Annotated in this window: 20 protein-coding genes, 1 tRNA gene and 1 other RNA gene; 17 read left to right on the top strand and 5 right to left on the bottom strand. The window is 67.3% G+C overall.

Going from position 1 to position 21,658, the window contains the following annotated elements:
* Positions 1 to 259: 259 nt before the first annotated feature.
* Positions 260 to 1,060 carry an amidohydrolase gene (locus XCC_RS11550; protein WP_011037362.1) on the bottom strand — a complete coding sequence of 267 codons (801 nt, stop codon included), beginning with the start codon at positions 1,058 to 1,060 and terminating at the stop codon, positions 260 to 262.
* 147 nt (positions 1,061 to 1,207) lie between these two features.
* Positions 1,208 to 2,356, bottom strand: a complete 1,149-nt coding sequence (locus XCC_RS11555) for a pyridoxal phosphate-dependent aminotransferase (RefSeq protein ID WP_011037363.1) — start codon at positions 2,354 to 2,356, stop codon at positions 1,208 to 1,210.
* A gap of 197 nt (positions 2,357 to 2,553) precedes the next feature.
* Here XCC_RS11555 and ccmA point away from each other — a divergent pair, with 197 nt between their 5' ends.
* The 12 genes from ccmA to XCC_RS11615 all read left to right on the top strand — a co-directional run bounded on the left by ccmA (position 2,554) and on the right by XCC_RS11615 (position 11,557).
* Positions 2,554 to 3,198, top strand: a complete 645-nt coding sequence (ccmA, locus tag XCC_RS11560; protein ID WP_011037364.1) for a heme ABC exporter ATP-binding protein CcmA — start codon at positions 2,554 to 2,556, stop codon at positions 3,196 to 3,198.
* Entirely contained in the window at positions 3,195 to 3,890 is a 696-nt protein-coding gene (gene ccmB / locus XCC_RS11565; RefSeq protein ID WP_011037365.1) for a heme exporter protein CcmB, read from the top strand. The genes ccmA and ccmB overlap by 4 nt, the downstream gene beginning before the upstream one ends.
* A 76-nt stretch (positions 3,891 to 3,966) precedes the next feature.
* Entirely contained in the window at positions 3,967 to 4,716 is a 750-nt protein-coding gene (locus tag XCC_RS11570) for a heme ABC transporter permease (protein ID WP_011037366.1), read from the top strand.
* Positions 4,713 to 4,883 (top strand): heme exporter protein CcmD, encoded by a 171-nt coding sequence (locus XCC_RS11575; protein WP_011037367.1) that lies wholly within the window; start codon positions 4,713 to 4,715, stop codon positions 4,881 to 4,883. The genes XCC_RS11570 and XCC_RS11575 overlap by 4 nt, the downstream gene beginning before the upstream one ends.
* Positions 4,880 to 5,338: a cytochrome c maturation protein CcmE gene (gene ccmE / locus XCC_RS11580; RefSeq protein WP_011037368.1), complete on the top strand. Its 459-nt coding sequence runs from the start codon at positions 4,880 to 4,882 to the stop codon at positions 5,336 to 5,338. Before XCC_RS11575 ends, ccmE begins: the two co-directional genes overlap by 4 nt.
* A gap of 123 nt (positions 5,339 to 5,461) precedes the next feature.
* Positions 5,462 to 7,399: a heme lyase CcmF/NrfE family subunit gene (locus XCC_RS11585; RefSeq protein ID WP_011037369.1), complete on the top strand. Its 1,938-nt coding sequence runs from the start codon at positions 5,462 to 5,464 to the stop codon at positions 7,397 to 7,399.
* A complete protein-coding gene (locus XCC_RS11590; protein ID WP_011037370.1) occupies positions 7,392 to 7,994 on the top strand; it encodes a DsbE family thiol:disulfide interchange protein in 603 nt (200 codons plus the stop codon). The genes XCC_RS11585 and XCC_RS11590 overlap by 8 nt, the downstream gene beginning before the upstream one ends.
* On the top strand, positions 7,991 to 8,425 hold the full coding sequence (locus tag XCC_RS11595; protein ID WP_016944472.1) for a cytochrome c-type biogenesis protein: 435 nt from the start codon (positions 7,991 to 7,993) through the stop codon (positions 8,423 to 8,425). Before XCC_RS11590 ends, XCC_RS11595 begins: the two co-directional genes overlap by 4 nt.
* Positions 8,425 to 9,438 (top strand): tetratricopeptide repeat protein, encoded by a 1,014-nt coding sequence (locus tag XCC_RS11600; protein WP_019237605.1) that lies wholly within the window; start codon positions 8,425 to 8,427, stop codon positions 9,436 to 9,438. The genes XCC_RS11595 and XCC_RS11600 overlap by 1 nt, the downstream gene beginning before the upstream one ends.
* A gap of 121 nt (positions 9,439 to 9,559) precedes the next feature.
* Positions 9,560 to 9,634, top strand: a non-coding RNA gene (locus XCC_RS11605) — sX9 sRNA.
* A gap of 144 nt (positions 9,635 to 9,778) precedes the next feature.
* A complete protein-coding gene (gene metX, locus XCC_RS11610) occupies positions 9,779 to 10,921 on the top strand; it encodes a homoserine O-acetyltransferase MetX (RefSeq protein WP_011037373.1) in 1,143 nt (380 codons plus the stop codon).
* A 21-nt stretch (positions 10,922 to 10,942) separates the two neighbouring features.
* Positions 10,943 to 11,557, top strand: coding sequence for a DUF1294 domain-containing protein (locus tag XCC_RS11615; RefSeq protein ID WP_011037374.1), 615 nt, complete (start codon positions 10,943 to 10,945; stop codon positions 11,555 to 11,557).
* A gap of 46 nt (positions 11,558 to 11,603) precedes the next feature.
* Here the strand turns inward: XCC_RS11615 and cydC are convergent, their stop codons facing one another.
* On the bottom strand, positions 11,604 to 13,280 hold the full coding sequence (gene cydC, locus XCC_RS11620; protein ID WP_011037375.1) for a thiol reductant ABC exporter subunit CydC: 1,677 nt from the start codon (positions 13,278 to 13,280) through the stop codon (positions 11,604 to 11,606).
* The gene (cydD, locus tag XCC_RS11625; protein WP_011037376.1) at positions 13,277 to 15,010 is read right to left on the bottom strand and encodes a thiol reductant ABC exporter subunit CydD; all 1,734 of its coding nucleotides are present in this window, start codon (positions 15,008 to 15,010) and stop codon (positions 13,277 to 13,279) included. The genes cydC and cydD overlap by 4 nt, the downstream gene beginning before the upstream one ends.
* A gap of 159 nt (positions 15,011 to 15,169) precedes the next feature.
* Here cydD and XCC_RS11630 point away from each other — a divergent pair, with 159 nt between their 5' ends.
* From XCC_RS11630 to XCC_RS11650, 5 genes are all read left to right on the top strand, one after another.
* Positions 15,170 to 16,762, top strand: a complete 1,593-nt coding sequence (locus XCC_RS11630) for a cytochrome ubiquinol oxidase subunit I (protein WP_011037377.1) — start codon at positions 15,170 to 15,172, stop codon at positions 16,760 to 16,762.
* Positions 16,763 to 16,777: 15 nt separating this feature from the next.
* Complete coding sequence (gene cydB, locus XCC_RS11635; RefSeq protein ID WP_011037378.1) at positions 16,778 to 17,929, top strand: cytochrome d ubiquinol oxidase subunit II; 1,152 nt, start codon at positions 16,778 to 16,780, stop codon at positions 17,927 to 17,929.
* A 78-nt stretch (positions 17,930 to 18,007) separates the two neighbouring features.
* Complete coding sequence (gene cydX / locus XCC_RS11640; protein WP_011037379.1) at positions 18,008 to 18,109, top strand: cytochrome bd-I oxidase subunit CydX; 102 nt, start codon at positions 18,008 to 18,010, stop codon at positions 18,107 to 18,109.
* 62 nt (positions 18,110 to 18,171) lie between these two features.
* A tRNA-Pro gene (locus XCC_RS11645) sits at positions 18,172 to 18,248 on the top strand.
* Between the two features lie 85 nt (positions 18,249 to 18,333).
* Positions 18,334 to 19,602 (top strand): CynX/NimT family MFS transporter, encoded by a 1,269-nt coding sequence (locus tag XCC_RS11650; RefSeq protein WP_011037380.1) that lies wholly within the window; start codon positions 18,334 to 18,336, stop codon positions 19,600 to 19,602.
* Here the strand turns inward: XCC_RS11650 and XCC_RS11655 are convergent.
* Positions 19,583 to 21,496 carry a CocE/NonD family hydrolase gene (locus tag XCC_RS11655; protein WP_011037381.1) on the bottom strand — a complete coding sequence of 638 codons (1,914 nt, stop codon included), beginning with the start codon at positions 21,494 to 21,496 and terminating at the stop codon, positions 19,583 to 19,585. The genes XCC_RS11650 and XCC_RS11655 overlap by 20 nt on opposite strands.
* Positions 21,497 to 21,658: the final 162 nt, after the last annotated feature.

Below are 21,658 nucleotides of genomic sequence, written 5' to 3' on the forward strand. Positions count from 1 at the left end.
GAAGCGCGGAGCGAACAGGGAGAGTCGCCCACCACTTCCGAGTGATTAGCGGCTGGCAGCCCAGGCAAGCGCAATGCAATGTCAGGCGCTAGCCGTCGCGCGCCGAAGCGGCCTACGCATTAACGGAAACGCAGGTGTTCCACGACGAGCCGCTTTCAGCTGCTCCAGGCGGAAGCAGCCCGCAGATAAATCAGGCGTCAGAACTCCCGCCCTTGCAAACCCCCAATCCCAATCCCGACTCCCCAATCCCCGCCCACACCTACTCGCCCAGCACAAAGCTGTCCCCATCCAGCATCGCCGGAAAGCGCGCGCGGTGCTCGGCCAGCGCGGCCGCGCTGATCGTGGTGGTCACCACCTGTTCCTGTTCGCGGATTTCCACTTGCGGCTGGCCGAGGAAATCAATCACCGCGCTGTCGCCCGCGTAGTGCAACTGGTTGCCGTCCACCCCGACGCGATTGACCGCCGCCACGAAGCACAGGTTCTCGATCGCACGCGCGCGCAGCAGTGTCTTCCAGGCGTAGGCACGTGCCGAAGGCCAATTGGCGACGAAGAGCTGCAGATCGAAATCCAGTTGGCCCGGGCGCTCTACATCGAAGCGGTTACGGCAAAACACCGGAAAGCGCAGGTCGTAGCAGACCTGTGGATTGATCCGCCACCCCTTCCACTCGACGCAGAGGCGCTCGCGCCCGGCTGCATAGCGCAGATGCTCGTTGCCGAAGCGGAACAGGTGGCGTTTGTCGTAGTACTGCAGCGCCCCATCCGGCGTGGCCCACAGCAGCCGGTTGAACACACCGTGCTCGGTACGCAACTGCACGCTGCCGGTAATCGCCGCACCCAACCGCGCGGCCTGCGTGCGGATCCACGCCACGGTGGGCCCGTCCATGTCTTCGGCCTTGTCGATGGCCTCGTTGGAAAACCCGCTGGTGAAGGTTTCCGGCAGGATCACCAGATCGCTCTGCCCGGCCAACGGCTCCAGCAACGCGCCGTAATAGTCGCGATTGCCGGCTGGATCGTGCCAGCGGGTGCTTCCTTGAACGAGGGAAATGCGCAGGTCGTGCATGGTTGGCTCGGGAATGGGGAATCGAGAGTGGGGAACGGGAAAAGCGGCACCAGCAGGCGCGAGGTCAACGGGCAGAGATCAGGATCACGCCAGGCGATGGCTATGCTTTTTGCGAATCCCCAATCCCGATTCCCGAATCCCAGCTCCTCAAAGCTGCTGTAACCGCGCAATCGCCGCATCCAACGTGGCATCGTTCTTGGCGAAACACAGCCGCGCCAGGCGTTGCCCGGCCGGTGCGGTTTCGTAGAACGGCGACAGCGGAATCGCCGCCACCCCTTTCTCCACCGTCAGCCACTTCACGAACTCGGTGTCGGGCAGGTCGCTGATGGCCGAATAGTCAACCAGCTGGAAATAACCACCCGGCACCGGCAGCGGGACCAGCCGTGTGGTCAGCAGCTGCTCGCGGAAGCGGTCGCGCTTGGCCTGATAGAACGCGCCCAGTTGTTCGTCGTGCTCGGGTTCGTCGCGCAGCATCGCGGCAAACGCGTGCTGCGCCGGGCCGAAGCTGGTGAAGGTGTTGTACTGGTGCACCTTGCGGAATTCAGCACTCAGCGCGGGCGGCGCGATGGCATACCCGATCTTCCAGCCGGTGCAATGGTAGGTCTTGCCGAAGCTGGAAATCACGAACGCGCGCGCGCGCAATTCCGGCCAGCGCAGCACCGATTCGTGCCGGCGGCCGTCGAACACGATGTGCTCGTAGACCTCGTCAGACAGCAGGAAGATGTCGGTGCCATGCAGCAGCTCGGTGAGAGTCTGCATGTCGGCGGCCGAAAGCATCGCGCCGGAGGGATTGTGCGGCGAGTTGATCATCAGCAAGCGCGTCTTCGGCGTGATCGCCGCGCGCAGCGCGTCCCAATCCACGGCAAAGGTCTGCGGGTCCAGTGCCACGTGCACGGCGCGTGCGCCGGCCAGATCGATCGCCGGCTCGTAACAGTCGTAGGCCGGGTCCAGCACGATCACTTCTTCGCCCGCGCGCACCACCGCGTGGATGGCGTTGAAGATGGCCTCGGTGGCGCCGCTGGTGACGGTGATTTCGGTGTCGGCATCCACCTGCGCGCCATAGCAGCGCTGCGCCTTGCCGGCGATGGCCTGGCGCAACGCGGCCACACCGGTCATCGGCGGGTACTGGTTGTGTCCGGCGGCCATGGCCTGGCCGAGTGCGTCGACCAGCCGCTGCGGCACCGCGAAATCCGGGAAGCCCTGGCCCAGGTTGACCGCGCCGTGCTCGGCCGCCAGCTGCGACATGACGGTGAAGATGGTGGTGCCCACCTTGGGCAGCTTGGTCGTGACGGGCATCGCGCGGTTCCGGTCGACAAACAGGGGACCGCGAGTGTACGCAAACCCGCCCAGCCAGTGCGCCGGGCGATGCGCAAAACAGCGTTCCCGGACACATCACACCGCATGCGCGGCCCCGGGCCGTACGCATCGCCGCTACAATGCGCGCCCTGTCCCGCCCTTCCCATGCCGTCCTGCGACGGGAGCCCGCTGCGCCGATGATCGATCCGCTCCACACTGCGCCGCCGCTGCTGGCTGCGCGCGCGCTGGCCTTCAGCCGCAACGAGGAGCCGGTGTTCGGCCCGCTGGACTTCCATGTCGATGCCGGCGAGGCCTTGCTGGTGCAAGGCGACAACGGCGCCGGCAAGACCACGCTGCTGCGCGTGCTGGCCGGGCTGCTGCACGTGGAGCGCGGCGAGATCCTGATCGACGGCAAGACCGCTCGCCGTGGCGACCGCAGCCGCTTCATGGCCTACCTCGGGCATCTGCCCGGCCTCAAGGCCGACCTCAGCACGCTGGAAAACCTGCATTTCCTGTGCGGCCTGCACGGCCGGCGGGCCAAGCAGATGCCTGGCAGTGCACTGGCCATCGTGGGCCTGGCCGGCTACGAGGATGCGTTGGTGCGGCAGCTCTCGGCCGGCCAGCGCAAGCGGCTGGCGCTGGCCCGGCTGTGGCTCTCGCCGGCCCCGCTGTGGTTGCTGGACGAACCCTATGCCAACCTGGATCTGGAGGGCATCACCCTGGTCAACCGGATGATTTCCGCGCATCTGCGTGGCGGTGGCGCGGCCCTGGTCACCACGCACGGCGCCTATGCCGCGCCGCCGGTGCGCACGCGCATGCTGACCCTGGAGGCCGCCGCATGAGCGCGCATTCGCCGCAACCCTCGCTGTGGCAGGCCGGGCGGGCGCTGGTGCGCCGCGACCTGCAACTGCTGTGGCGCCGCCGCAGCGATGCGCTGCAACCGGCGCTGTTTGCGCTGCTGATCGTGGTGCTGTTCGCGCTGGGCCTGGGCGGGCGCCCGGACCTGTTGGCGCAGGCCGCGCCGGCGGTGCTGTGGCTGTCGGTGCTGCTGGCCGGGCTGTTGTCGCTGGATGCGCTGTTCCGCAGCGATGTCGAAGACGGCTCGATGGAGCAATGGCTGCTCGCGCCGGTGCCGCTGGCCTGGTTGATCGCGGTGCGCGTGCTGTTGCACTGGGCCACCAGCGCACTGCCGCTGATCGCGGTGACCCCGTTGCTGGGCGAATTGCTGCACCTGCCACATGACCAACTGCCCGTGCTGCTGGCATCGTTGGCCCTGGGAACACCGCTTCTGAGCCTGCTCGGCGCCGTGGTTGCAGCGCTGACAGTCACCATGAAACGCTCTGGTATTCTCGTGGCGCTGCTGGCGTTGCCGCTGTATGTGCCGGTGCTGGTGTTCGGCGCCGGCAGTGTGGCAGCCAGCGGACAAGGCCAGGATGCGGTGGGTGCGTTGTTGTTGTTGGGGGCCGGCCTGGTGATCGGCGTGGTTTTGGCACCGCTGGCTGCGGCGGCCGCGATCCGTATTTCACTGAGCTGACCAATGCAGTCGATGCGGCGTTGATGCGACACTCCGCTCCGCGAGCAATTGTCATACCGAGAGCCATCGCCATCGCATGAACGTCGTCGCCCGCTGGTTCCACCACGTTGCTTCCCCGCCGATCTTCGACCGTTTTACCGCGCGCTGGGCGCCGTGGTGCTATGCGCTGGCGGCGGTATTGCTGGGCATCGGCATCTGGCAGGCATTATTCGCGGTGCCGGCCGACTACCAGCAGGGCGACAGCTTCCGCATCCTGTATATCCACGTGCCCAGCGCATGGATGAGCCTGTTCGTGTTCGGGCTGATGGCGCTGTACGCGGCCATCGCGCTGATCTGGCGCATCAAGGTGTGCGAGATCCTGGCCATGGCCTGCGCGCCGATCGGCGCCGCCTTTACCGTGATCACCCTGCTCACCGGCAGCATCTGGGGCAAGCCGATGTGGGGCGCCTGGTGGGACTGGGACCCGCGCCTGACCACCGAATTGATCCTGCTGTTTCTGTACCTGGGCGTGATCGGGCTGTATCACGCCATCGACGACCGCCGTCAGGCCGCGCGGGCCGCGAGCCTGCTGGCAATCGTCGGCGTTGCGTTGCTGCCGGTGATCCGCTATTCGGTGGTGTGGTGGAATTCGCTGCACCAGGGCCAGAGCATCCGTCTGCTGGGCCCGTCCAGTATCGATGCCAGCATGCTGCTGCCGCTGTGGCTGATGGTGATCGGCACCAAGTTCTGGTTTGCCGGCTCGCTGCTCACGCGGGCGCGTGCCGACAACCTGCGCCGCGAAGCCGGCAAGGCGTGGATCGTGCGCGATGCGGAGGGCACGGCATGAATTATCTGCCCTATGTGATTGCGGCCTACGCGGTGTTCGCGCTGGTGCTGCTGTGGGATTTGATCGCCGGCCGCTGGCAGGTGCGCAAAGCCTTGAAAGTGGCGCAGGCGCGGCGCCTGCGCGAGCGCAAGCGCACACTGCCCACCGATGTGGAGCTGACCCGATGAACCCGCAACGTCGCCGCCGTCTGTGGCTGGTGCTGGCGCTGGTGCTGGCCGGTGGCCTGGCGACCACGCTGGTGGCCATGGCCCTGCAGCGCAACGTGGCGTATCTGTACACGCCGGCCGAGGTGTTGCGCGGCGAGGCCGGGGAGCATGCGCGTTTCCGTTTGGGTGGCATGGTGGAAAAAGGCTCGTTCCGGCGCGAAGCCGGCTCGCTGGAAGCGCACTTCCGCGTCACCGACGGCGACGCGCAATTGCCGGTGCGCTATGACCGCATCCTTCCCGACCTGTTCCGCGAGGGTCAGGCGGTGGTGGCCACCGGCCGCATGCAGCAAGGTGTGTTCGTGGCCGAGGACGTGCTGGCCAAGCATGATGAGACCTACATGCCCAAGGAAGTCGCCGACAAGATGGGTAGTGCGCATCGCAAGCACCAGGTCGCGCCGGCGAAGGTGACCCAGTGACGGTGACCTCCCTGGTAGACCGCGACGCACAGATCGACGGCACCGCGACTGACGGCCATACGCTGCCACGCAGGCGCGCGGTATCGCCGGCCATCCGACGTTGTAGGAATGACAGGCAGGCCGATGCTGCCTGAACTCGGTACCTTCCTGCTGGTGCTGGCGCTGCTGGTGGCGCTGGTGCAGGCCGTCGTGCCGCTGGCCGGTGCGCAGCGCGGGCGCAGTGCCTGGATGGCGGTTGCCCGCCCCGCCGCATTGGTGCAACTGGCACTGATCGCTGCGGCATTCGCGGTGTTGACGCACGCTTTCCTGGTGCAGGATTTTTCGGTGCGATACGTGGCCGAGAACTCCAACTCGCTGCTGCCGTTGATCTATCGCTATTCGGCGGTCTGGGGCGCACACGAAGGCTCGTTGCTGCTATGGACGCTGGTGCTGGCGCTATGGACGGGCGCGGTGGCGATCTGGTCGCGGCAGTTGCCCGCCCAGGTGATCGCACGCGTGCTGGGCGTGATGGCGCTGGTGAGCATCGGCTTCCTGGCGTTCCTGTTGTTCACCTCCAATCCGTTCGCGCGGTTGATGCCGGTGCCGCTGGAAGGCGCCGACCTCAATCCGCTGCTGCAGGACCCGGGCCTGATCATCCATCCGCCGATGCTTTATTGCGGGTATGTGGGCTTTGCGGTGCCGTTCGCGTTCGCCATTGCCGCGCTGCTGGAAGGCCGCATGGACGCACGCTGGCTGCGCTGGACGCGGCCATGGACCAACATTGCCTGGTCGATGCTTACCGTAGGCATCGCGCTGGGCAGCTGGTGGGCGTATTACGAACTGGGCTGGGGTGGCTGGTGGTTCTGGGACCCGGTGGAAAATGCCAGCTTCATGCCCTGGCTGGTCGGAACTGCGCTGCTGCACTCGCAGGCGGTCACCGGAAAACGCGGCAGCTTCGCCAGCTGGACGCTGCTGCTGGCAATCGCCGCCTTCGCGCTGTCGCTGCTGGGGACCTTCCTGGTGCGTTCGGGTGTGCTGACCAGCGTGCATTCGTTTGCGGCCGATCCCTCGCGCGGCGTGTTCATCCTGGTGTTCCTGCTGAGCGTGGTCGGCGGCTCGTTGCTGCTGTATGTGCTGCGCGCGCCGCGGTTGTCGCAGGGCGATGACCCGCGCCGGGCCTTTGCCGGCAGCTCGCGCGAAACGCTGTTGCTGTTGAACAACCTGCTGCTGGCCTGCGCCTGCGCGATGGTGCTGCTGGGCACGCTGTACCCGCTGCTGGCCGATGCGCTGGGCCTGGGCAAACTGTCGGTTGGCCCGCCCTACTTCGGCACGCTGTTCCTGGTGCTGATGGCGCCGCTGGTGGCGCTGCTGCCGTTCGGGCCGCTGACCCGCTGGCAGCGCGACCAACCCTCGCGTCCGCTGGCGATGCTCGCGCCCTGGGCCGCGCTGGCCGTCGTGCTCGGGGTGCTGGCCTGGTTCGCCGCACCGCAGGGCCAGCTGAAAACGGCACTCGGCGTGGCGGGAGCGGCCTGGGTGGTGCTGGGCACGCTGCGTTTTTTGTGGACGCGCCGCGCTGCCAAGGGGCGCAAGTTCACCGCCGAGATGCTCGGCATGGCGCTGGCGCATACGGGCGTTGCTGTGTTCCTGGCCGGTGCCTTGCTGGTGGAATCGCTCAGCCTGCAGCGCGAAGTCGCGCTGGCACCCGGCCAGCAGATGGAGATCGGCAGCTACGCACTGCATTTCGACGGGCTGAAAGAAGTGCGCGGGCCGAACTACGTCTCCGACCGCGCCACCTTGCAGGTGTTCAAGGACGACGCGGCAGTGGGCACGCTGCATGCCGAAAAACGCCGTTACGCCAGTGGCGGCCAAACCCTGACCGAGGCGGCGATCCGCCCGGGTCCGTTTGGCGATCTTTACGTCGCCCTGGGCGAACCGCTGGGCAATCAGGCCTGGGCGGTGCGTGTGCATCTCAAACCGTTTGTCCGCTGGATCTGGCTGGGAGCGCTGCTGATGGCGCTCGGCGGCCTGGTCACCGCGGCCGACCGGCGTTTCCGTCGTTCTCCGGAGTCCCTAAATGTCTGACCCTCGCACCTCCCGCCTGCCCACCGCCGTGCTTGTGGGAGCGGGCATCCTGCTGCTCGCGCTGGCGGCGTTGCTGGTCTACGCCGTGGTGCGTTCGGGCAATGACGACCGCGACGCCCTGCCGTCGGCACTGATCGGCAAGCCGGCGCCGGAGTTCGCGCTGCCGTTGCTGCACGATCCCAGCATCATCGTGCATGCGCGCGAACTGCGCGGTGCGCCCTACATCATCAACGTGTGGGGCAGCTGGTGCCCGGCCTGCCGCGAAGAACATCCGGTGCTGAGCCGCTTCGCACTGACCAAGCGCGTGCGCGTGATCGGCTACAACTGGAAGGACGAGCGCGCCGATGCCTTGCGCTGGCTCGAACAACTGGGCAACCCGTATCTGCTGGTGGTCGCCGACACCGATGGCCGCACCGCGATCGACTTCGGCATTGCCGCCGCACCGGAAACCTTCCTGGTCGACGGCCGCGGCGTGGTGCGCTGGAAGTACAGCGGCATGCTGACCCAATCCATCATCGACACCCAGCTGATTCCGGCCCTGACCCGCATCGAGCGCTCGCCCAGCGCCGCGCCGGACCTGCACACCGCCCGATGACACGCGCCTGGCTACTCGCATTGTTGCTGTGGCCCTGGCTGGCATTGGCCCAGCCAATGGGCGACCCCTCGCTGCTGCAGTACCGCTCGGCCGCCGAGGAAGCGCGCTTTCATGCGCTCACCGCCGAGCTGCGTTGCGTGCAATGCCAGAACCAGTCGCTGGCCGATTCCAACGCGCAAATTGCGCAGGACCTGCGCCGCGAAGTGCTGGCGCTGATGCACGAAGGCCGCAGCGACGCGCAGATCCGCCAGTTTCTGGTGGCCCGCTACGGTGAGTTCGTGCTGTACCGGCCGCAGGTCGAATCGCGCACCTGGCTGCTGTGGTTCGGCCCGTTGCTGGTGCTACTGCTCGGCGGCACGGCGGTGGCGCTGGTGGTGCGGCGGCGCAGTGCGGCAGCGCCCACCACCAGCGTCGACGAGCAGGAGTGGTAATGGCGATCTTTGTCGCGTGCATCGTGGTGCTGGCGGTATTGGCTTTCGGCCTGGTGCTACGCCCGCTGTGGCGTGAGGCGCGCGGCTTGGCCGGCGCGCTGGTGGTGTTGCTGCTGGCGGCCAGCGCCGCGCTTTACTGGCTGGTTGGCACGCCGGCGGCGATCGAACAGACCGCCGACCGCCCGGCCAAGCCACGCACATTGGACGAGGCCATCGTGCAACTGCGCACTGCCCTGGCGCGCAACCCAGACCAGGCCGAAGGCTGGGTGCTGCTGGGGCGGTCGCTGTCCAGCCAGGAGAAGTTCGCCGAAGCGCGCGATGCATTTGCCCGTGCCGTGGCGCTGCGCCCGGACGAGCCGGATGTATTGGTGGCCGCCGCGCAAACGCGCATGCTCGCCGATGACACACCGCAGCCGGATCACGAGGCGCAACGCCTGCTCGAACATGCGCTTGCGGTGCAGCCCGAACACGAGCGTGCGCGCTGGTTCCTCGGCGTGGTGCAACGCCAGGCCGGGCAGCCCGCAGCCGCCAGCGCTACCTGGCTGCCGCTGCTGGAGGTGGTGGACCCCAAGACCCGCCCCGGGCTGCTGGAACAGATCAATGCCGCGCGTCGCGAGGCCAAGCTGGAGCCGATCCAGGCCGCCGCCCCGGCAACCGCCACGGCCAGCACAGGCAAGGCCATTCGCGTGCGGGTGGTGCTGGACGCCGAGTTCGCCAAGCGCGCCGGCTTGCCCGCCGACACCAGTGTGTTCGTGATTGCACGCTCCGCCGACACCCCGATGCCGGTGGCGGTGGAAAAACACCCGCTCAGCGCGCTGCCGTTGACCGTCACCCTGGATGATGGCGACAGCCCGATGCCCACGCGCACGCTGTCGTCGCTGGACAAGGTGCAACTGGTGGCCCGGCTCTCGCGCAGCGGCAATGCGATGCGCCAGAGCGACGATGTGGAAAGCACGCCGGTGACGGTGCAGTTGCCCACCGATGCGCAGTTGGAGCTGGTCATCGGCCGCTGAGTGCTGCGTGCTTGTAAGCGCATAGCACTCCAGGCGCGCGCGGAAACACCTCGGCATTAAGAGCAGCTATCAAAACGACTGCGCAGCCGCCAGGCGGGCGCGGCCGCTGCTCGAAATCCTCATGTACCGACGTACACTCCGGTTCCTCCGCGCCGTCCGCAACCACCTGACGACTGCTCGCTACGTTTTGTTAGCCGCTCTAAAGCGATCACATCGCCGGAAACCGGCACCTCCAACGCGGCGCACTGCCCACGCCCTCACAGCGCGACAGCGCGACAGCGCGACAGCGCGTGCCAAGCGTACGCATGCCGGCTCCCGCCATGCCGGATAGAATCACGCGATGACCGAATTCATTCCCACCGGTACCCGCTTCCACGCCCTGCCCTCGCCGTTGCCGATGAAACGCGGCGGTGTACTGCATCAGGCCAGGGTGGCCTATGAAACCTGGGGCACGCTGGATGCGGACCACGGCAATGCCGTGTTGATCGTCACCGGCCTGTCGCCCAATGCCCACGCCGCGGCCAATGCCGACAACCCCGAGCCCGGTTGGTGGGAAGCGATGGTGGGCCCGGGCAAGCCGATCGACACCGATCGCTGGTTCGTGGTGTGCGTCAACTCGTTGGGCAGTTGCAAAGGCTCCACCGGCCCGGCTTCGATCGACCCGGCCACCGGCGCGCCCTACCGGCTGTCGTTCCCCGAATTGTCCATCGAAGATGTCGCCGATGCCGCGGCCGATGTGGTGCGCGCACTGGGCATCGCGCAGCTGGCCTGCCTGATCGGCAACTCGATGGGGGGCATGACCGCGTTGGCGTTGCTGCTGCGCCACCCGGGCATCGCGCGCAGCCACATCAACATCTCCGGCAGCGCGCAGGCGTTGCCGTTTTCGATCGCCATCCGCTCGCTGCAGCGCGAAGCCATTCGCCTGGATCCGCACTGGAACGGCGGCCACTACGACGATGTGCAGTACCCGGAATCGGGCATGCGCATGGCGCGCAAGCTGGGCGTGATCACTTACCGCTCGGCGCTGGAATGGGATGGCCGTTTCGGCCGCGTGCGGCTGGATTCCGAACTGACCGCCGAGGATCCATTCGGGCTCGAATTCCAGGTCGAAAGCTATCTCGAAGGCCATGCACGCCGCTTCGTGCGCTTCTTCGACCCCAACTGCTATCTCTATCTAAGCCGCTCGATGGATTGGTTCGATCTGGCCGAATACGCACCGGACACACGCGCCGACGCCGCAGCGCCAGAATCCGGCGTGCTGGCAGGGCTGGCGCAGATCCGCATCGCGCGCGCACTGGCGATCGGCGCCAACACCGACATCTTGTTCCCGGTGCAGCAGCAGGAACAGATTGCCGAAGGCCTGCGTGCCGGGGGCGCCGATGCACAGTTCCTGGGCCTGGATTCCCCGCAGGGCCACGACGCCTTCCTGGTGGATTTCGCCCGCTTCGGCCCGGCAGTGCGGGCCTTTCTTGCAGACTGCTGAGCCGCTCATGGTGGGGGATCGATGCGTTATCAGGGGCGTCTGAGCGATTGGGATGACCACAAGGGCTTCGGGTTCGTCGTGCCGCATGGCGGTGGCGAGCGTGCCTTCGTGCATATCGGCGCATTTGGGCCGCAGCGGCGGCGGCCCTGCAATGGCGATGTGCTCACCTACGCGGTGCAGCGCGATGCACACGCGCGGCTGAAGGCCACGCAGGTGCGCTGGGCAGACCGCAGCACCCAGGCCAGGACCCGGCAACGCGGCAGCGGCCTGCCGCGCAAGTTCATTGCGGCGATGTTCCTGGGCGCGATCGTCGCCGCCGTCGTGCTGCAGCGGCTGCCGTTGCTGGTGCTGCTCTGGTATGTGGCCGCCAGTGGGGTGGCCGTGCTGGCCTACGCCATCGACAAGTCTGCGGCGCAACGCAACCAATGGCGGACGCCGGAAGCCACCTTGCACCTGATCGGTGTGCTGGGCGGCTGGCCTGGCGCGTTGCTGGCGCAGGAATGGTTTCGCCATAAATGCAGCAAGGCCGCGTTCCAGCTGGCGTTCTGGATCACCGCCGGGTTGAATGTCGGCCTGTTGCTGTGGGCCTGGCTGCAGCCGGGGCTGATGGCCACGCTCCGGGCGGTGCTGGACTGAGCACGGCACCGTGACTGCGACACGCACCGGGACAGGTGCGTCTCGCTCAGGGCAGCGCTTCCAGCACCCCGTCCCGCATCCGGTAGCGCCGCTGCACCACGCCGTCGGGCACGCTGTCGTGGGTGATCATCACCAGGCTGCGCTGGCCGAGGGCGGCGGCGAGGTCAATCAACAGCGCATCTGCGGTATCCACGTCCAGGCCGTCGGTGGGTTCGTCCAGCAGCAGGATCTGCGCATCGCGCAACAGCGCGCGTGCCAAAGCGAGCCGGCGGGCCTGGCCAGCCGAAAGCGTGGCGCCGTTTTCGCCCACCCAGGTCTCCAGGCCGTTCTGGGTGGTGGCCCAGTCGCGCAGGCGCACCTGATCGAGCACGGCCCATAGCGCGGCATCGCTGGCAGCGGCATCGCCGATGGCCAGGTTCTCGCGCACCGTGCCGGCAAACACCGGCGCGTTCTGCGGCAGCCAGGCAATGCGTTGGTGCCACTGCGCCTGGGCGAACGCACGCAGCGCGATGCCGGCGTAGTCCACCTGCCCGTCTTGCGGGTCCCACAGCCGCAGCAGCAGGGCCGACAGCGTGCTCTTGCCGCTGCCGCTATCGCCGCTGATGGCGATGCGCTCGCCCGGGCCCAGCCGCAGGTCCACCGCCTGCAGCACCGGCCGCGCGGCCCCCGGCCAGGCAAAGCGCACCTGGCGCAGTTCCAGCACACCGCTGGGCGGCACCGCGACCGGCTGCGGCGGGTCCTGCACCGAAGGCGCCTGGTCCACGATCGCCTGCAGGCGCTGCCCGGCCACGCGCGCACTCTGCAGCGCCTGCAACGCCAGGCCGGCGCCGGCCCACACCTCCAGCAAGGCCATGGTCAGGAACACCAGGCCGGCTGCCATCGCGGCGTCGATCAGGTCGCGTTCGGCCGCATCCAGCGCCAGCCACAGCATGCCCGCCAAGCCGATGCCGCCGCAGAGCGCATGCAGCAAATTGCCGCCGATCAGGTGCCGCCGCTGGCTGCGGTCGCCCTGCGCCAAGGCCGTGGCGGCGGTGTCGATGCGGGTGATCCAGGTGCCTTGTGCCTCCACCGCGGCCAGATCCGCCGCGCCCTCCAGTCCCTCGAAGGCTTGCGTGCGCAAGGCGGCGCGCTGCTGGGTGCGGCGCTGTTCGCGCGCGGCGCCGCCACGCGCCACCTGCCACGGCACCAGCACGCCGATCAGCAGCCCCAGCACCACCAGCAGCGCTGCAGCCGGTGGGTAGATCACCGCGGCGGCCATCACGCCGGCGCACCACACACCCAGTAATGCAGACAGCGGTGCCAGCGCGCGCACGCTGACGCCATCGACCTCGCCGATATCGGACATCAGCCGCGCCAGCAGGTCACCGGTGCGTGTGGCCGACAGGCGTCCGGGTGCGAGCGGCAAGGCGCGACGGAAGAACCACACCCGCGCATCGCGCGCAATGCGCAAGGTGGCGTCGTGGCCGATCAGTTTCTCGCCGTAGCGCGACACGATCCGCGCGAACGTCAACGCCCGGATCCCGGCCGAGGGCGAGAAAAAATTGAAGCCCGAGCCCATCCCGGCAACACCGGCCAGGGCTGCGGCGGTGAGAAACCCGCCAGACAGGCTGAGCAAGCCAACGCCCGTCAGCGCGGTGACCAGCACCAGCACCGCCGACACCAGCAACCGCCACAGGTGGCGGGTAAACACATCGCGCAGGCGATCAGGTGCCGGGTGCTTCATGGCTGCTCCATCGCAACGCGCGCGCCGCGTAGATCGATCACCGTGTCGGCCCACTGCATCACCGCGGCGCTGTGCGTGGCCAGCACCACAGCGCGTCCACGCGCGAACAGCGCAAGGCTGCGCAGCAGGTCGGCCTCGGTGTCGGGATCGAGAAAGGCCGTGGGCTCGTCCAGCAACAGCACATCGGGCTCCCGCAACAGCAGCCGTGCCAAGGCCACGCGCCGGGCTTCGCCACCGGATAGCCCGAAGCCGCGCTCGCCGATCACCGTGTCCAGCCCGTCCGGCAGGTGCGTGACAAACCGCAGCACCTGCGCCGCGTCGGCCACCGCGCGCAGGCGGGCCTCGTTGGCCTGTGGATCGGCCAGGCGCAGGTTGTCGGCGATGCTGCCGTGGAACAGGTAGGGCCGCTGCGGTGCATAGCCGATGCGCACGCCCGGCCGCACCGCCAGGCTGCCACCCTCCAACTCCAGCCAGCCGGCCAGGCCTTCCAGCAGCGTGCTCTTGCCGCTGCCGCTGGGGCCAACCAATGCGACACGCTGGCCGGCCTCCAGCGCCAGCGAAAAATCGCGCACGACCTGCACCGGCGAACCGGGCGGACGCACTGCCAGCCCACGTGCCTGCAGCAACGGTGCGTGCGCCTGTGCCGGTTCCAGCGGCCGCGCCGGCACTGCCGGCACCTGCACCGCCACCGCAGGCGGTGCAAAGCCGTGCAGCAGGCGCTCGGCTTCGGACACCGCGGCCAGCGCATTGGCGCGGTCGTGGTAGTGCGCGGCCAGCCGCCGCAGGGGCGCAAAGAATTCCGGCGCCAACAGCAGGCAGAACATGCCCGTTCCCAGGCTCGGCAGCCCGTGCAGATCCAGCATGCCCAGGTAGCTCAGCCCGAAATACAGCGCCACGATCGCCACGCTCACCGAGGCGAAGAACTCCAGCACGGTGGAGGACAGGAACGCGATGCGCAGCACTTTCAGCGAGCGCTCGCGCACGCCGTCGGCGGCTGCCGCAATACCGCCCAATTCGGCCTCGCCACGGCCGTACACCCGCAGCAGGCCCAAGCCCTTGAGGCGGTCGGCAAAGTGCCCGCCCATGCGCGCCAGCTCGCCCAGTTGCTCGCGGCCGGCGGCTTCGGCGCCCCACCCCACCAGCATCATGAAAAACGGAATCAGCGGCGCGGTGAGCAACAGCACCAGGCCCACCACCCAATCCACCGAGAACACCGCCAGCAGGATCAACCCCGGCACCACCAGCATTTCGGTGCGCGCCAGCTGGTAACCGACGAAATAGCCCTCCAGCGCGTCGCTGTGGGCCAGGCTCAGTTCACCGAGTTCACCGCTGCGCTGGCGGCGCAACCACACCGGGCCGTGTTCGAGCAGGCGCCGTGCAATGCGCAGGCGCAAGGCGTGTTTGGCGACATCGGCCACCTCGCCGGCCAGCGATTGCGCCCATGCGCCACACAGCGCGCGACCGATCGCCGCACCCAGCAGGCCCAGGCCGACATGGCCCAGTTCCGCCAGTGGGCGGTGCTGCACCAGCACGGACTGGATCAGCCAGGCGATGGCGGCGGACTGCAGCAGCAACAACACGCCCGAAATCGTCACCGCCACGCCCGCCAGACGGCGCGCGCGCGTGGCCGGTGCGGCCAGCGCGTCCAGCCATTGGCCGCGCTGGCGGCGCTGCGCGGGCGTTTCGCTGGCTGGCACGCTGGGCTGGCTCACATCGCTCTCGGAAGACATCGCGGCGGATCGCAATTGTAAGTCGCCATCCCACGGCTGCGGGTTGGACAGTCTGACGCACCCATCGGTGGCCGCCTTGATTTGGATCAACGCGCCGGGCGCGGCAGGGGCAGATCATCCGCTGTGTTCCTACCGACACTCAACCAGGTCCACCCTGCCATGATCGACTCGACAGTCGTTGAACTGTCGCGGCTGCAGTTCGCACTGACCGCGATGTACCACTTTCTCTTCGTCCCGCTGACCCTGGGGCTCTCTTTCATGATTGCGATCATGGAGAGCGTCTATGTGATGACCGGCAAGGACGTCTGGCGCCGCATGACGCTGTTCTGGGGCGTGCTGTTCGGCATCAATTTCGCCATGGGTGTCGGCACCGGCATCGTGATGGAGTTCCAGTTCGGCATGAACTGGTCGTACTACAGCCACTATGTCGGCGACATCTTCGGCGCGCCGCTGGCGATCGAAGGCCTGATGGCGTTCTTCCTGGAAGCGACCTTCATCGGCCTGTTCTTTTTCGGCTGGAGCCGGCTCTCGCGCGTGCAGCACCTCACGGTGACCTGGCTGATGGCGCTGGGCACCAACCTGTCGGCGCTGTGGATCCTGATCGCCAACGGCTGGATGCAGAACCCCACCGGTGCGGTGTTCAACCCGGACACCATGCGCATGGAAGTGGTGGACTTCATGGCGGTGCTGTTCAACCCGGTGGCGCAGGCCAAGTTCGTGCACACGGTGAGCGCGGGCTACGTTACCGGCGCAATGTTCGTGATGTCGATCAGTGCGTTGTTCCTGCTGCGCGGCACGCACCGAGAGCTGGCCCGGCGCTCGTTCGCGGTGGCTGCGGCGTTCGGCCTGTTCTCGGCGCTGTCGGTGGTGGTGCTCGGCGATGAGAGCGGCTATGCCGCCAACGAACACCAGAAGATGAAGCTGGCCGCAATCGAGGCGATGTGGGAGACCGAAGCGGCACCGGCCAACTTCACCGCGTTCGGCATTCCCAACCAGACCACACACCGCAACGATTACGCGATCCAGCTGCCCTACCTGATGGGGCTGGTGGCCACGCGCTCGCTGGACCAGCAGATCCCCGGCATCCTGGATCTGGTCAAGCGTGCCGAACACCGCATCCGCGGCGGGCAGATCGCCTACGGTGCATTGCAACGCCTGCGTGCCGACAAGCACGATGTTGAAGCACGCAAGGTGTTCGATGCGCATTGGCAGGATCTGGGCCACGGGCTGCTGCTCAAGCGCTATCGCGATGACATCGGCAATGCCACGCCAGAGCAGATTGCACAGGCAGCTATGGACACCGTGCCACGCGTCTTGCCGCTGTTCTGGACGTTCCGGGTGATGGCGGCACTGGGCTTCTATCTGATCGTCTTCTTCGCCGCCGCGTTCTGGTTCTCGTGCAAGCACACGTTCGAAGACAAGCGCTGGTTCCTGACGGTGGCGCTGTGGTCGTTGCCGGCACCGTGGATCGCCATCGAATGCGGCTGGTTCGTGGCCGAGTACGGCCGCCAGCCGTGGGCGGTGGAAGGCGTGCTGCCCACGTTCTATGCCGCCTCCGGTCTTGCCTTGCATCAGATCCTGCTCTCGCTGGGCGGCTTCGTGGCGCTGTACACGGTGCTGCTGATCATCGAGATCAAGCTGATGCTCAACGCCATCCGCAAAGGCCCGGACGCGTTCTTTCCCGCCTTGCGTGACACCACCTCCCCTGCCCCCGCGCATGCCGGCGATGCGCTGGCTGGCGCTCAACCGTAACGGTCGGAGACACCCATGGATTTCATTGGATTGGACTACACAACGCTGCGCGTGATCTGGTGGCTACTGCTCGGCATCCTGCTGATCGGGTTTGCGGTCATGGACGGGTTCGACCTGGGCGTGGGCGCGCTGCTGCCGTTTGTGGCGCGCACCGATGCCGAGCGCCGGCTGGTGGTCAACACCATCGGCCCGGTATGGGAAGGCAACCAGGTGTGGCTGGTGCTCGGTGGCGGGGCAATCTTCGCAGCCTGGCCACCGTTGTATGCGGTGAGCTTTTCGGGCTTTTATCTGGCGATGTTCGTGATCCTGTTTGCGCTGATCCTGCGCCCGGTGGGTTTCAAATACCGCGGCAAGCTACCGGGGCAGCGCTGGCGCACCAACTGGGACTGGGCGCTGTTTGTCGGCGGCTTCATTCCGGCGCTGATCATGGGCGTGGCGGTGGGCAACGTGGTGCTGGGTGTGCCATTCCATTTCGACGACAGCCTGCGCGTGTTCTACACCGGTAGTTTCTTCGGCTTGTTGACGCCCTTCGCGTTGCTGGCCGGCCTGCTCAGCGTGGCGATGCTGGTGGCGCATGGCGCGGCGATGCTGGTGCTCAAGACCGACGGCCCGGTTGCGGACCGCGCGGCGCGCTACGGCAGTATTGCGGCCGTGCTCGGCGTGGCGTTGTTTGCAGGTGCCGGTGCCTGGGTGGCGTTCGGGTTGCCCGGCTATGTGGTGACCTCGGCAACGGTGACCGATGCGGCCACTGACCCGCTTGGCAAGACCGCCGCCCTCACCGCCGCCGGTGGCTGGCTGCACAACTACCGCAGCATGCCCGCCACTGCAGTTGCGCCGCTGGTCGGCCTGCTGGGATTAGCCCTCAACGCGGCGCTGCTGCGCGCACGCCGTGGCGGCCTGGCGTTCATTGCCTCGGGCAGTGCCATCGCCGGCATCATCCTGACCGTGGGCTTTGCGCTGTTTCCGTTCCTGCTGCCCTCTTCCAGCGCACCGGGCTCGAGCCTGACGCTGTGGGATGCCTCCAGCAGCCGGCTGACGCTGTGGATCATGTTGCTGGCCACTGCGGTGTTCCTGCCGATCATCATCGCCTACACCACCTGGGTCTACCGCGTGCTCAAGGGCAAGGTCACCGCCGAAGAGATGGCCGGCAATCCCAACGCGTATTGAGCGCACACCTGCGGGCGCTGCTGCACGGCGCACCACCGCTCGCATGCCCACACTTCAACGCAACAAGGAGTAACACCGATGTGGTATTTCGCATGGATTCTTGGCACCGGTCTGGCCGCACTGGCTGCCGTGCTCAACGGCATGTGGTTCGAGGCGCGCGAGCAAGACACACCGCATTGATAAAAAAGTTGTCTGCAGTGCTTGCCGATTTGGCATTCCCTATGTAACATACGCGGCTCCTTCGGGGTGTAGCTCAGTCTGGTAGAGCGCTACGTTCGGGACGTAGAGGTCGCAGGTTCGAATCCTGTCTCCCCGACCAAGTTTCAAAACACACAACCGGCCTCGTGCCGGTTTTGTGTTTTCAGGCGCCGCCATAATGCTGTGGTCGGTGCGGACGGTCTGTCATGTCTGGTGCACTTTCTGCCGCTGCCTCACCTTCCACACAGCGACGTGGTCGCGGGGTGGTGCTGGCTGCGGTTCTGTTGTCTGCGTTCAATCTGCGCACGGCGGTGACCTCGCTGACGCCGCTGCTGGAACGCATCGCGCATGAGTACGATTTTGGTGCCCCCACGATGGGCGCGCTGGGCATGTTGCCCACTGCCGCGTTCGCGCTCACCGGCGTGGCCACGCCCGCGTTGCTGCGCCGGTTCGGGCTGCTGCAGACCGCACTGATTGCCATGGGCCTGGCCACGATCGGTTTGCTGGTGCGCCCGCTGTTGCCGGGCACCGGCGGATTGCTGCTGGGCTCGCTGGTGGCGCTGGCCGGCATGGGCGTAGGCAACGTGGTGCTGCCGCCGCTGGTGAAGCGCTATTTCGGCGACCGCGTGGGTGGCGTCAGCACGCTGTACATCACCGTGCTGCAGGTGGGCACGCTGTTGCCGGCGCTGATGGCGGTGCCGGTGGCCGATGCCTGGGGCTGGCGCAGTTCGATGATGGTGTGGATGCTGCCGGCGCTGCTGGCGTTGATCGCGTGGGCGCTGGTGCATGCGCGCCATCGCCGCCTGGCCGCGACCGGGCCGGCGCCGGTGACGCCCACCCCGGAGGCCGAAGGCCGCGTGGCACGCACCGCGCTGGGCTGGAGCATGGCGCTGACCTTCGGCATGACCTCGCTGGTGACCTATTCGATGTTCACCTGGCTGCCGACGCTGTTCCGCGAGGCCGGTGCGTCGCCCGCCTTCGGCGGCACCATGGTGGCGTTGTTCTCGGCGCTGGGCATGGTTGGTGCGCTGACCATGCCCGCCCTGGCGGTGCGCCTGCGCAACCCATTCCCGATCGTGCTGCTGTGCGCAGCCTGCCACCTGGTGGCGTTCGCCGGGCTGTGGTGGGCACCGCTGGCGGCGCCGATCCTGTGGGTCACCCTGCTCGGCCTGGGGCCCAGCACGTTCCCGCTGGCACTGGTGCTGGTCAACCAGCGCAGCCGCACTGCCGCCGGCTCGGCGGCACTGTCGGGGTTTTCGCAGGGCATGGGCTACCTGGTGAGCTGCCTGGGGCCGTTCCTGTTCGGCTGGCTGCACGCCCACCGCGGCGGCTGGACCTCCCCCTTCCTGTTCCTGGCCGCCTGCATCTTGATCCAGCTGGTGGCCGCCTGGGTGGCCTGCCGCCCGCAGTGGCTGGAAGACGTATGGGCGCCGCCGGCACGCAGCGCCCGTGGCGTCAACGCACCGGCAGACTGATGTAGCTGCCCTGCCCCGGCGCCACGTACACGCGCTGGGTCGCCTTCTGATAATCGCCGGGCTTGGCGAAGAAGACATTGGGCACGTAGGTCTGCGGGTTGCGGTCGTACAGCGGGAACAGGCTGGACTGCACCTGCACCATCACCCGGTGGCCCGGCTGGAAGGTGTGATTGGCAGTGGGCAGGCCGAACTGGAATGCCAGCGGCTGGTTGGCTGCCAGCGGCGCGGGCGTGCTGAAACTTTCGCGGTAGCGGCCGCGGAAGATCGCCATCGACACCGGCAGCTCGTAGCCGCCCATCTTCGGGTCGGCCGCCATCTCGTCCGGGTAGACATCGATCAGCTTGACCACCCAATCGCTGTCGCTGCCGCTGGTGGACGCCTGCAGATGCACATCCGGCGCGCCGGCGATCTGCAGCGGTGCGGTCAGCGGCTCGGTGACGAAGGTGAGGACGTCCGGGCGGCCATCGACGAAGCGCTGGTCGTGCACCAGCCAGGTGGTCCACATGCTGCGGTCGCCGAAGTCGACCGGGCGTGGCACGAACGGCACCGGCTTGGCCGGGTCGGACACGTATTCCTCGAACGCCGGTTGCGCAGCCGTTGGCGCCTGGAACGACAGCTTGCCGCCCGCCTGCAGATACAGCGGCTTGCTCTTGGCGGCGCAGCCCTTGTCGCAGCTGCGTGGCCAGGCCTGCAGGCGGTCCCAATGGTTCTCGCCGGTGTTGTAGATGAACACGGGCGGCGTGGCGGCTTTCGGCGCGCCATCGACCAGGTACTGGTCGAAGAACGGGCGCAGCACATCGCGACGGAACTGGCGTGCGGTATCGCCGTCGAAATTCAGTGCACCCAGTGAACTGGCGTCGCTATTGACCTGGCTGTGCCGCCACGGCCCCATCACCAGATAGTTGAGCTTGTTGCTCTTGTCGCGCGGCTCCATCGCCGCGTAACTGTGGATGGCGCCCCACATATCCTCCTGGTCCCACAGGCCCTGCAACCACATGGTCGGCACTTTCAACGGCGTGCGTGCCATCACCTTGTCCAGCGCCTGCTCCTGCCAGAAACTGTCGTAGGCGGCGTGTTCGGTGAGCTTGTGCCACCACGGCAGTTGCTCCAGGCCGGCGGCCTTGGCGAAGTCGCCGGCCGAGCCGGCCTGCAGGAAATTGCTGTAATCGTCGTGCCCCTGACGCGGGATGCCGGCGCCCTTGCCGCGCTTGCTGAGCTGGCCGGTGAAGTAGTCGAAATTGACCTGGCGGAACGCACCGTAATTGAACCAGTCGTCGCCCATCCAGCCATCGATCATCGGGCTCTCCGGCGCGGCCACCTTCAATGCGGGATGCGGATTGGTCAGCGCCATCACCACGGTGAAACCTTCGTAGGACGAGCCGATCATGCCGACCTTGCCGTTGGATTCCTTGACGTTCTTGACCAGCCAATCGATGGTGTCCCACGCATCGGTGGCATGGTCGACCTCGCTGGGATTAAGCGGCCCGCGCAACGGCCGGGTCATCACGTAATCGCCTTCCGAGCCGTACTTGCCGCGCACATCCTGGAACACGCGGATATAACCGCCTTCCACGAACACGTCATCGCCTGCAGACAACAGGTCCTTCATATGCGGCGAGGCCAGACGCTCGGTGCGGCCGCTGGCGTCGTACGGCGTGCGCGTGAGTACGATTGGCGCATTGCGCGCGCCCTTGGGCAACACGATCACCGTATGCAGCTTGACCCCGTCGCGCATGGGGATCATCACCTCGCGCTTGACGTAGTCGTTGGCGGCGTCGCCTGCCACGAACGGCTTGCCGGTGATGTCCGGGGTCATCGGCGAGGTCTGCGCCAGCGCCGCGCTGGTGGCGGCGGCAACGGCGGTAGCGAGCAGGCAGGCGGCAAGACGACGCATCGACGACTCCGGAAACTGGGGGGAAGTCGTCGACTGTAGGCAGCGCGGCGGCGCCGGGGGGAGTGTCAAAGGTCGTGGTTGCGGTGATCCGGCTGCCTGGCGGACGAGCAGGCTGCGCGGTTGGCGGCCTGCGCTAGCTGCGCGTCTGCGTTTGCGTGATAT

The sequence above is a fragment of the Xanthomonas campestris pv. campestris str. ATCC 33913 genome, assembly GCF_000007145.1.
GTDB classification, from domain to species: domain Bacteria; phylum Pseudomonadota; class Gammaproteobacteria; order Xanthomonadales; family Xanthomonadaceae; genus Xanthomonas; species Xanthomonas campestris.

Coding starts and splice junctions, on each gene's coding strand:
- XCC_RS11550 (WP_011037362.1), bottom strand. CDS start 1,060: ATGCACGACCTGCGCATTTCCCTCGTTCAAGGAAGCACCCGCTGGCAC.
- XCC_RS11555 (WP_011037363.1), bottom strand. CDS start 2,356: ATGCCCGTCACGACCAAGCTGCCCAAGGTGGGCACCACCATCTTCACC.
- ccmA (WP_011037364.1), top strand. CDS start 2,554: ATGATCGATCCGCTCCACACTGCGCCGCCGCTGCTGGCTGCGCGCGCG.
- ccmB (WP_011037365.1), top strand. CDS start 3,195: ATGAGCGCGCATTCGCCGCAACCCTCGCTGTGGCAGGCCGGGCGGGCG.
- XCC_RS11570 (WP_011037366.1), top strand. CDS start 3,967: ATGAACGTCGTCGCCCGCTGGTTCCACCACGTTGCTTCCCCGCCGATC.
- XCC_RS11575 (WP_011037367.1), top strand. CDS start 4,713: ATGAATTATCTGCCCTATGTGATTGCGGCCTACGCGGTGTTCGCGCTG.
- ccmE (WP_011037368.1), top strand. CDS start 4,880: ATGAACCCGCAACGTCGCCGCCGTCTGTGGCTGGTGCTGGCGCTGGTG.
- XCC_RS11585 (WP_011037369.1), top strand. CDS start 5,462: ATGCTGCCTGAACTCGGTACCTTCCTGCTGGTGCTGGCGCTGCTGGTG.
- XCC_RS11590 (WP_011037370.1), top strand. CDS start 7,392: ATGTCTGACCCTCGCACCTCCCGCCTGCCCACCGCCGTGCTTGTGGGA.
- XCC_RS11595 (WP_016944472.1), top strand. CDS start 7,991: ATGACACGCGCCTGGCTACTCGCATTGTTGCTGTGGCCCTGGCTGGCA.
- XCC_RS11600 (WP_019237605.1), top strand. CDS start 8,425: ATGGCGATCTTTGTCGCGTGCATCGTGGTGCTGGCGGTATTGGCTTTC.
- metX (WP_011037373.1), top strand. CDS start 9,779: ATGACCGAATTCATTCCCACCGGTACCCGCTTCCACGCCCTGCCCTCG.
- XCC_RS11615 (WP_011037374.1), top strand. CDS start 10,943: ATGCGTTATCAGGGGCGTCTGAGCGATTGGGATGACCACAAGGGCTTC.
- cydC (WP_011037375.1), bottom strand. CDS start 13,280: ATGAAGCACCCGGCACCTGATCGCCTGCGCGATGTGTTTACCCGCCAC.
- cydD (WP_011037376.1), bottom strand. CDS start 15,010: ATGTCTTCCGAGAGCGATGTGAGCCAGCCCAGCGTGCCAGCCAGCGAA.
- XCC_RS11630 (WP_011037377.1), top strand. CDS start 15,170: ATGATCGACTCGACAGTCGTTGAACTGTCGCGGCTGCAGTTCGCACTG.
- cydB (WP_011037378.1), top strand. CDS start 16,778: ATGGATTTCATTGGATTGGACTACACAACGCTGCGCGTGATCTGGTGG.
- cydX (WP_011037379.1), top strand. CDS start 18,008: ATGTGGTATTTCGCATGGATTCTTGGCACCGGTCTGGCCGCACTGGCT.
- XCC_RS11650 (WP_011037380.1), top strand. CDS start 18,334: ATGTCTGGTGCACTTTCTGCCGCTGCCTCACCTTCCACACAGCGACGT.
- XCC_RS11655 (WP_011037381.1), bottom strand. CDS start 21,496: ATGCGTCGTCTTGCCGCCTGCCTGCTCGCTACCGCCGTTGCCGCCGCC.